General features: G+C 67.6%; 7 protein-coding genes, 1 tRNA gene and 1 pseudogene. 5 read left to right on the top strand and 4 right to left on the bottom strand.

Features of this window, described 5'->3' with window-relative positions:
• From lon to ACK41U_RS18385, 3 genes are all read left to right on the top strand, one after another.
• Positions 1 to 1,836, top strand: a 1,836-nt coding sequence (gene lon / locus ACK41U_RS18395) for an endopeptidase La (RefSeq protein WP_409683434.1), incomplete at its 5' end; no start/stop codon positions are given.
• Between the two features lie 130 nt (positions 1,837 to 1,966).
• Positions 1,967 to 2,260 (top strand): DNA-binding protein, encoded by a 294-nt coding sequence (locus ACK41U_RS18390; protein WP_409683431.1) that lies wholly within the window; start codon positions 1,967 to 1,969, stop codon positions 2,258 to 2,260.
• Between the two features lie 91 nt (positions 2,261 to 2,351).
• Positions 2,352 to 2,426, top strand: a tRNA-Val gene (locus ACK41U_RS18385).
• Between the two features lie 92 nt (positions 2,427 to 2,518).
• Here the strand turns inward: ACK41U_RS18385 and ACK41U_RS18380 are convergent.
• Together ACK41U_RS18380 and ACK41U_RS18375 are read right to left on the bottom strand one after the other, a co-directional pair.
• Entirely contained in the window at positions 2,519 to 3,556 is a 1,038-nt protein-coding gene (locus tag ACK41U_RS18380) for an AbrB family transcriptional regulator (RefSeq protein WP_409683428.1), read from the bottom strand.
• Positions 3,534 to 4,328 (bottom strand): alpha/beta fold hydrolase, encoded by a 795-nt coding sequence (locus ACK41U_RS18375; protein ID WP_409683425.1) that lies wholly within the window; start codon positions 4,326 to 4,328, stop codon positions 3,534 to 3,536. Before ACK41U_RS18375 ends, ACK41U_RS18380 begins: the two co-directional genes overlap by 23 nt.
• A gap of 166 nt (positions 4,329 to 4,494) precedes the next feature.
• Between ACK41U_RS18375 and ACK41U_RS18370 the strand changes: the two genes are divergently transcribed.
• Positions 4,495 to 6,411, top strand: coding sequence for a 3-hydroxyacyl-CoA dehydrogenase NAD-binding domain-containing protein (locus ACK41U_RS18370; protein WP_409683422.1), 1,917 nt, complete (start codon positions 4,495 to 4,497; stop codon positions 6,409 to 6,411).
• A 36-nt stretch (positions 6,412 to 6,447) separates the two neighbouring features.
• Here the strand turns inward: ACK41U_RS18370 and ACK41U_RS18365 are convergent, their stop codons facing one another.
• Positions 6,448 to 7,605, bottom strand: a complete 1,158-nt coding sequence (locus ACK41U_RS18365) for an acyl-CoA dehydrogenase family protein (protein ID WP_409683419.1) — start codon at positions 7,603 to 7,605, stop codon at positions 6,448 to 6,450.
• 93 nt (positions 7,606 to 7,698) lie between these two features.
• Here ACK41U_RS18365 and ACK41U_RS18360 point away from each other — a divergent pair, with 93 nt between their 5' ends.
• Complete coding sequence (locus ACK41U_RS18360; protein ID WP_409683416.1) at positions 7,699 to 8,619, top strand: LysR substrate-binding domain-containing protein; 921 nt, start codon at positions 7,699 to 7,701, stop codon at positions 8,617 to 8,619.
• A gap of 5 nt (positions 8,620 to 8,624) precedes the next feature.
• On the opposite strand, the pseudogene ACK41U_RS18355 reads toward ACK41U_RS18360, so the two are convergent.
• Positions 8,625 to 9,118 (bottom strand): annotated as a pseudogene (locus ACK41U_RS18355) (3-oxoadipyl-CoA thiolase); the annotation flags it as partial.

Raw genomic sequence — 9,118 nt, 5'->3', positions numbered from 1 at the left:
TATGGCATGATGCAGGGCGAAATGTCGGTCCTGCATGTCGAGAAAAAGATCAAGTCGCGCGTCAAGACCCAGATGGAAAAGACGCAGCGCGAATATTACCTGAATGAGCAGATGAAGGCCATTCAGAAGGAACTGGGCGACGGCGAGGATGGTCAGAACGAACTGACCGAGCTGGAAGAAAAGATCGCCAACACCAGGTTCAGCAAAGAGGCCCGCGACAAGGCTGACAGCGAGTTGAAAAAGCTGAAATCCATGTCGCCCATGTCCGCCGAGGCGACGGTCAGCCGCAACTATCTGGACTGGCTGCTGGCCCTGCCATGGGGCGTGAAATCGCGCACCCGCAAGGATCTGGGCCGGGCCGAGGCCATTCTGGACGCCGATCATTTCGGGCTGGAAAAGGTCAAGGAACGCATCGTCGAATATCTGGCCGTGCAGGCGCGCAGCACCAAGCTGAAGGGGCCGATCCTGACGCTGGTCGGGCCTCCGGGCGTGGGCAAGACCTCGCTGGGGCGCTCGATCGCCAAGGCGACGGGGCGCGAATTCATCCGCATCAGCCTGGGCGGCGTGCGCGACGAAAGTGAGATCCGGGGCCACCGGCGGACCTATATCGGCTCGATGCCCGGCAAGATCATTCAGGCGCTGAAAAAGGCCAAGACCACCAACCCGCTGATCCTGCTGGATGAAATCGACAAGATGGGTCAGGATTTCCGGGGTGATCCGGCCAGCGCCATGCTGGAGGTGCTGGACCCGGAACAGAACTCGACCTTTGTGGACCACTATCTTGAGGTGGAATACGATCTGTCCAACGTCATGTTCGTGACCACGGCCAACAGCTACAACATGCCCAGCCCGCTGCTGGACCGGATGGAGATCATTCCGCTGTCCGGCTACACCGAGGACGAAAAGCGCGAGATCGCGCGCGGTCACCTGCTGCCCAAGCAGATCGCCGCCAACGGTCTGCGCAAGGGCGAATTCGGCGTCACCGACGAGGCGCTGACCCATATGGTCCGCTACTACACCCGCGAGGCGGGCGTCCGGTCGCTGGAACGCGAGATCGCGAAACTGGCCCGCAAGGCGGTGACCGAGATCCTCAAGGGCAAGGCCAAATCTGTCGATGTCGATGTGGCCAAGGCCGAGGAATATCTGGGCGTGCGCCGCCACCGCTATGGTCTGGCCGAAGAAAAGGATCAGGTCGGTGTCGTGACCGGGCTTGCCTGGACCTCGGTTGGCGGTGATCTGCTGCAGATCGAGGCGCTGCGCCTGCCCGGCAAGGGCCGGATGAAGACGACCGGCAAGCTGGGCGATGTGATGAAGGAATCGATCGACGCGGCGTCCAGCTTCGTGCGCTCGGTCGCGCCGGAAATCGGGGTCCGTCCGCCGGAATTCGACAAGCGCGACATCCATGTCCACGTCCCCGAGGGCGCAACGCCCAAGGACGGGCCGTCGGCAGGCATCGCCATGGTCACCTCGGTCGTGTCGGTGATGACCGGCATTCCGGTGCGCAAGGACGTCGCCATGACCGGCGAGGTCACGCTGCGCGGGCATGTGCTGGCCATCGGCGGCCTCAAGGAGAAACTGCTGGCGGCTTTGCGCGGCGGCATCAAGACGGTGCTGATCCCGCAGGACAACGAAAAGGATCTGGCCGAGATCCCGGACAATGTGAAAGAGGGGCTGACCATCATCCCCGTCAGCAATGTCCGCGAAGTCCTGCGCCACGCGCTGACCCGCATGCCCGAGCCTGTCGAATGGGATGAAGCGGCAGAGGAAGCCGCCGAGGCCGCGCGTCTGGCCTCGCGTCAGACCGATGACGGGCAGGGCAAGTCCGTCGCACATTAGGCCAGTCTGATACGGAACCGGGCCGGAGGCGTCAGATCGCCTCCGGCCATTTCGTATATATCTAACACAATTTGTTGACGTAGCGTTAGGTTACGCTAGGCTGGAACTGTCCGATCAGGGAGGATCAGCAATGAGCGAGAGACCTCGGGACGAGTCAGGGATACATGACGCCAGCTGCGCCGACCCTCGCACGGCAAAGGTCATGCAAAAGCGCGATTTCATAGACTGTGTGCTGGCCGAGACCGGCGCCCGGCGTGCCGAGGCCCGGCCGATCATCGAGGCGACGCTGGCGCAGTTGGGCCGGGTTTTGTCTTCGGGGCAGACCCTTGCTGTGCCGCCTTTGGGTCGCGCGCGGATTGCGACCGAACGCGATGGACGGGGGCGCGAGGTCATCACCCTGCGCCTGCGCCGGCGTGGCGACTGAGCGCTGGTTGTGGCAGTGCGGTCAAATCCGCTGAAACGGCCATCTCAGCCTCTTGCCACGGCGCGCGGCTGCCGCTAGAAGGCGCGTCACCGGGTGATTAGCTCAGTGGTAGAGCGCTTCGTTCACATCGAAGATGTCAGGGGTTCAAATCCCTTATCACCCACCATTTTTCCTTTTTGCGATGCCTGACGCGCCCCTTGTGGGGCGCTGATCGCATGATTCCCGGGCTGTCCTGTGGCTGCGCGGGCGCGGCCATGCCTATGGCCAGCGGCGATGCAGGGCGCGGGCGATGCCGGGGATGAAGGGCACGATCAGGAAAATGCGCACCAGGTGAAACGCCGTGATCAGCGCCACGTCCAGACCCAGATATTTCGCGGTCAGCGCCATTTCCGTGACGCCCCCCGGCGCGGCGCCCAGCACCAGATTTTCCCAGTTCATCTGCAAGACCACGGCCAGCGCGACCGCCACCGTGCTGGTCAGCGCGACAAACAGCAGGGTCGAGACGACAATCGCGCCGATCATCCGCCCCGCCGAGCGGAACAGGCTGCGCCGGAAGGTCGAGCCCAGCCATGTGCCCAGCAGGATCTGCGCCCCGGCCAGCACCACCGGCGCAAAGGGTGCGGGCGCGATCCCCGCCGCCGTCAGGCCCGCCGAGCCGGCCAGGGCACCCAGAAAGAACGGATTCGAGATACCAAGCGCCCGGAAGGTCAGCGCCACGGCGACCGCCACCCCGAACAGCATCGCCGATCCGGGCAGGTTCGGCGTGCCGGTGAGGGCCATGCCGCGATCGGGCCAGCCCTCGACCGCATACATGGCGATGGGCACGATCACCACGATCGAGGCGATGCGCAGCGTCTGGGCAAAGATGATCGGGCCGGTGGTCAGCGAGAACCGCTCGGCGATGACGGCGGCCTCGACCGGGCTGGTGGGGATGGTGGACAGCAGCGCCGGCACCGCGCCCATCCCCGACATCCGCGCCAGCGCCAGCGCGGCCAGCGCGGCGCACAGCCCCGTGGCCAGCGCCATCCCGATCAGCAGCGGCGCCAGATCGAACAGCACCGCCATTGCTGCGGGCGAAAAGGACAGCCCGACCTGTGCGGCCACGATGATCTGCCCCACGGGCCGGGTTCTCACCGGCACGACAAACCGCGTCGCACCGCTGATATACAGCAGCGCGGTGGCGATCAGCGGCCCGATCATCCACGGCAGCGGTGCGCCGATGCTGTTGAACAGCGCCCCCCCTGCGATGGCCCACAGATAGATTGCGGCGGGCTCAGCCAGTTGTCTGGGTTGCATGGGGAGTTCCCGTCAAGAAAAAGCCGGTCAGCGCCGTGTCAAAGGCTGCGGGCGCCTCGATATTGACGGAATGTCCGCCCTCCAGATCGACCACCGCCATGGCGGGCAGGGCGCGGGCGGCGCGGTCGCGGGCGGGCTGAAAGCTGCGCTCGCGCAGGCCGTTGACCAGCAGCGTGGGCACGCGGGTCTGCGCGAAACGGTCCATCACCGACAGCCGGGGCATGGCGTGGCGCATCAGATGCAGGATGCCGGTAATGTCGCAGCCATCGGCATCCGCTGCCAGCGTGGCCCGGATGGCTGCGGGAAATCGGCGGGCATGGGCGGGGTGATAGGGAAATCGCCGCAGGGCCGCGTGCCCGTCCTCGGCGACCGAGGCGATCCGGCGCTCATGCGCGGCCAGCAGATCCGGGGTCCATGCCTCGCGCAGCGCCGCATTGGCGTTGGTGAAACATTGCGCGGTCACCCGGTCCGGATGGCTCAGCGCATAGCGCAGGGTCAGCCCGGCGCCAAAGCTCTGTCCGCAGATGAACCAGCGGTCGATCCCCAGATCCCGGCGCACAGCCTCCAGCGCGCCGACCAGCGCGTCGGGGTGATACAGCGCCGGGTCATCGGGCGCGGGGCTGCGCCCATGGCCCGGCAGATCGACGCGGATGCAGCGGAACGCATCCGACAAGCCGTTGAGCTGCCAGTGATTCCGGCTGGACAGGAACCCGTGGACCAGCAACAGGGGCGGGCGCCCCGGCGGGTCAGCCTGAACATGCAGCGTGATCATGCGTCTTCTCCCTTGGGGGGCAGCATCGTCCTGCCCGGCGCTTGCATCAACTGCAATAAGGCGGGTCCATGCCTGATCAATGGTTATGTTACATTTGCGGGCAGGGGCGCTAAGCCGATAGCAAAAGCGGGGCCGCCATCCGGGGGCGTCCGCGAGAGGAGGACATATGCAGCCGGTCAGCCTGACGATTTCCCAGGGCATTGCCCATCTGCGGATCGACAATCCGCCCGTGAACGCCCTGAACCAGCCCCTGCGCGCCGGTCTGCGCGATGCCGCGATGCAGATCGCCGCCACGCCGGACCTGCGGGCGGTGATCCTGTCCTGCGCGGGCCGCACCTTTGTCGCGGGCGCCGACATCCGCGAGCTGGGCGCGCCGCTGGAGCCCTATCTGCCCGATGTGCTGGACCTGATCGCGGGATCGGATGTGCCGTGGATCGCCGCGCTACATGGCACGGTTCTGGGCGGCGGGCTGGAACTGGCGATGGCCTGTCACGCACGCATTGCCGCGCCGGGCACGAAACTGGGCTTGCCCGAGGTGACGCTGGGGATCATCCCCGGTTCGGGCGGCACCGTGCGGCTGCCGCGTCTGATGCCGATGGTCGATGCGATTGCGATGGTCACGTCGGGCAAGCCCGTCACCGCCGAGGCCGCGCTGGCCTCGGGCCTGATCGACCGTATCGCCGCAGGCGATCTGCTGGCCGAGGCGGCCTCGATGGACGTGCCCGCCGCGCCGTTGCTGGACCGCCCCGTGCGCGGCGCCGAGGCGATCGACTGGCCCGCTCGGGAGCAGGCCCTGCGCCGCAAATCGCGCGGCGCCGAGGCACAGCTGGAGGCGCTGGCCGCGCTGCGCGACGCCGCCGACCTGCCCGCGCGGGATGCGCTGGCCCGCGAACGCGCGCGGTTCCTGCGCCTGTCGGTCTCGGACCAGTCGCGCGCGCTGCGCCACATCTTCTTTGCCGAACGCAATGCGGGCCGCAGCCTGCGCGACATCGACGCAGCCCCCGCCGATCTGGCCCGCGTCGGCGTCATCGGCGGCGGCACCATGGGCGCGGGCATCGCGGCCGCCCTGCTGATCGCCGGGTCCGCCGTGCGTCTGATCGAACGCGACGCCGAGGCCGCAGACAAGGCGCAGGCTCGCGTGGCCGACCTGTTGGCCGCCAGCCACAAGCGCGGGCTGCTGCGCGACCTGTCCGCGTTGCAGCGGCTGACCACGGGGTCGGATTACGCAGCACTGGCCGACTGCCCGCTGGTGATCGAGGCCGTGTTCGAGGACATGGACGTCAAGCGCGAGGTCTTCACCCGTCTGGACGCGGTGATGCCCGCCGATGCGGTACTGGCGACGAACACGTCCTATCTGGACGTGGACACGCTGGCCCTGACCACCCGCGATCCGTCCCGCGTGCTGGGGCTGCATTTCTTCTCGCCCGCCCATGTGATGAAACTGCTGGAGGTCGTGCGCGGCGCCCATACCGGCCCGCGTGCGCTGGCCACGGCGGGCGCGCTGGCGCGGCATCTGCGCAAGACCGCCGTGGTGGCGGGGGTCTGCGACGGCTTCATCGGCAACCGGATCATGAACGCCTATCGCACCGATTGCGAATTCATGCTGGAAGAGGGCGCGCTGCCCGAACAGATCGACCGCGCGATGGAGGGGTTCGGGTTCGCCATGGGCATCTATGCCGTGCAGGACATGAGCGGTCTGGACATCGCATGGGCCGCCCGCAAGGCCCGCGCCGCGACCCGTCCGGCGGACGAACGCTATGCCCATATCGCCGACCGCCTGTGCGAGGCGGGCCGCCTTGGCCGCAAGGCCGCGCGGGGCTGGTATGACTACAGCACCGGCAAGGCACAGCCCGACCGGCAGGTCGCGCAGATCATCGCGGAAGAAAGCGCCCGCGCGGGCCGCGCCCGGCGCGCGTTTTCCGACGCCGAGATCATGGAGCGCATCCTGTCGGTCATGCAGGCCGAGGGCCGCGCCATTCTGGCCGAGGGCGTGGCGGACAGCGCCGACGACATCGACGTGGTGATGGTCACCGGCTATGGCTTTCCACGCCATCGCGGCGGGCCGATGTTCATGGCGGGGTGATGTGACCCGGCCCAGCCGCGCGAGGCCGGGCCAGCCTCATGCGCCCTTGGGCGGGCGCTGCGAAAAGCTGCGGCCAAAGATGCCCTCGGCGATGCGGTTCTTCAGTATCTCGATCGAACCGCCTGCGATCATCCAGCCCCGCGTGCGGCGCAGGGCGTATTGCGCCGTGCTGTCTTCGCTGAAGCCCAGACCGCCCAGGATCTGCACCGCCTCATTGGCGGCGAAATAGCCCGCCTCGTTGCAGGCCAGCTTGGCCAGCGCCGTGTCCTGCGCCGAGGGCAGCCCGTCCCCCGCATTCACCGCCGCGCGCATCAGCATCAGTTGCGCGGATTCCAGCCGCACCGCCATGTCGGCGAATTTCCACTGGATGCCCTGAAACTCGGCCAGCGGGCGCCCGAACTGGCGCCGCCCCGCCGCATGGTCGCGCGCCAGATTGAAGGCGTGCCGCCCCACGGCGACCGCACGCGCGGCATTGCCCAGCCGTTCGACATTGAACCCCGCAATCTGCTTGCGGAACCCCCCCGCGCCCAGCAGCACATTGGCGGCAGGCACGCGGACATTGTCGAAATACAGCTGCGCCCAATCCTCGCCATTCATGAAACCCGAGGGCTGGCCGATGGTGAAACCGGGCGTCCCCTTCTCGATCAGCACCGACCCGATGCCGTCCAGACCGGGGCCAAAGCGCAGATAGACCAGAAACACCTCCGCCTCGGCGCTGTGGGTGCCAAAGATCTTGGTGCCGTTGACCAGATAATCCTCGCCGTCCTTCGTGGCCGAGGTCTGCAATTCGGTCACCGCCGATCCCGCCTCGGGCTCGGTCATGCCAAGCGAGATGACCGCCTCACCGCGCAGGATCGGGCCCAGATAGCGGGTCTTCTGGTCGGGCGTAGCAAATTCGGCGAAGGTCCGCACCGGGCCGAAATTGCCGGCCTGAATCACGTCGGCGCTGCGCGGACAGGCCTCGGCCACGGCCTGAATCGCGATGATCGCATCGACCAGCGTGCCGCCCATGCCGCCATCCGCCTCGGGCAGGGCGATGCCCATCAGGCCCATATCCGCCATCCTGCGCGCCACGTCCCAGGGATAGGCATGGGCGCGGGCGCGTTCGGCGGCGCCCGGCGCCAGTTCGGTCTGGGCAAAGCGGGTGACGCTGTCGTGAAACATCCGCTGTTCGTCGGTCAGGGAAAAATCCATCGCTGTGGTCCTGCATCTTGGGTCTGCCCCCAATCTAGGCTAATGTGGCGGGCGTAAAACATGGCGAATATGGGGCGGGGGTGATTTCAGGTTATGGCAAAGACACGACCCAACCTGCCGCTGAACCCGCTGCGGGCCTTTTCGGTGGCGGTCGGGCACCGCACCTTTACCGCCGCCGCAGCCGAGATGGGGGTCAGTCAGGTCGCCATCAGCCGCCAGATCTCGATTCTGGAAAACTATCTGGGCGTGCAGCTGTTCGAGCGGGGATCACGCTCGGTCCGGCTGACCGAGGTGGGGCGCGCCTTTGGCGCCGACATCGCGGCGGTCTTCGACGAGTTGGAGCGGGTGACGCAGCGCGTGGTGGAACGCGAGACGGATCACACGATCCAGCTGCGCGTCTATCCCAGCGTGGCGCATTTCTGGCTGATGCCGCGCCTGCCGGATTTTCAGGCCCGCCATCCCGATCTGCGGGTGCGGCTGGACACGACCGTCGCGCCGCTGGATTTTCGCGGCACCCATCTGGATGCAGCGATCCAGCTGGGCGGCGGTACATGGCGCGAGGCGCGTTCGCGCAAGCTGTTCGACGAAGAGGTCGATGTGGTCTGCAGCCCCGGCTATCTGGCCCGCCACCCGCTGCGGGCGGCTGCCGATGTCGTGGGCGCCGAACTGCTGCATTCGCGCTATCGCAGGCGCGCCTGGCAGGACTGGGCCGAACATACCGGGATCGACCTGCCGTTCCGCGAGGGGGTGGAGTTCGACAGCTCGCTGCTGACCTACAGCGCGGCGCAGCAGGGGCTGGGGCTGGCGATGGGGCAGGTGCCGATTCTGGGCGATGAGCTGGCGCGCGGCGGGCTGATCCAGCCGTTCCGCGCGCCGGTGCCGACGGGGGCGGGGTTTCACGTGGTCTGGCCGACGACCCTGTCGGTCGCGGCCAAGACCCGGCATTTCATCGACTGGCTGCTGGATCAGGCAGGCGAGCCGCCCGAGTTCTTCCGTCGCCGCCGGTCTGTCTGACCCCCTCAGACCCGCTCGACGGCGATGGCGATGCCCTGGCCCACGCCGATGCACATGGTGGCCAGCGCGCGGCGGCCGCCGGTCAGACGCAGCTCCAGCGCCGCCGTGCCGGTGATGCGCGCGCCCGACATGCCAAGCGGATGGCCAAGCGCAATGGCGCCGCCGTTCGGGTTCACACGCGGGTCATCATCCGCAATCCCCAGCTGGCGCAGCGAGGCCAGACCCTGCGCCGCGAACGCCTCGTTCAGCTCGATCACGTCGAAATCGGCGGGCGACAGGCCCAGCCGGTCCATCAGCTTTTGTGCCGCAGGCGCGGGCCCGATGCCCATCACGCGCGGCGGCACGCCCGCCGCAGCCCCGCCCAGCACCCGCGCGATGGGGGTCAGGCCGTGGCGGCGCGCGCCTGCCTCGGAGGCCAGAACCAGCGCCGCCGCCCCGTCATTGACGCCCGAGGCATTGCCCGCCGTGACCGAGCCGCCGGTGAACAAAGGCCGCAGTT

The organism is Paracoccus sp. (in: a-proteobacteria), assembly GCF_046289755.1.
Lineage (GTDB): Bacteria > Pseudomonadota > Alphaproteobacteria > Rhodobacterales > Rhodobacteraceae > Paracoccus.
This window is presented reverse-complemented; position numbering and strand designations above follow the sequence as displayed.

Excerpts from the sequence above, each read along its gene's own strand:
- ACK41U_RS18365 (WP_409683419.1), bottom strand. The coding sequence starts at position 7,605 with ATGGATTTTTCCCTGACCGACGAACAGCGGATGTTTCACGACAGCGTC.
- ACK41U_RS18390 (WP_409683431.1), top strand. The coding sequence starts at position 1,967 with ATGAGCGAGAGACCTCGGGACGAGTCAGGGATACATGACGCCAGCTGC.
- ACK41U_RS18370 (WP_409683422.1), top strand. The coding sequence starts at position 4,495 with ATGCAGCCGGTCAGCCTGACGATTTCCCAGGGCATTGCCCATCTGCGG.
- ACK41U_RS18380 (WP_409683428.1), bottom strand. The coding sequence starts at position 3,556 with ATGCAACCCAGACAACTGGCTGAGCCCGCCGCAATCTATCTGTGGGCC.
- ACK41U_RS18375 (WP_409683425.1), bottom strand. The coding sequence starts at position 4,328 with ATGATCACGCTGCATGTTCAGGCTGACCCGCCGGGGCGCCCGCCCCTG.
- ACK41U_RS18360 (WP_409683416.1), top strand. The coding sequence starts at position 7,699 with ATGGCAAAGACACGACCCAACCTGCCGCTGAACCCGCTGCGGGCCTTT.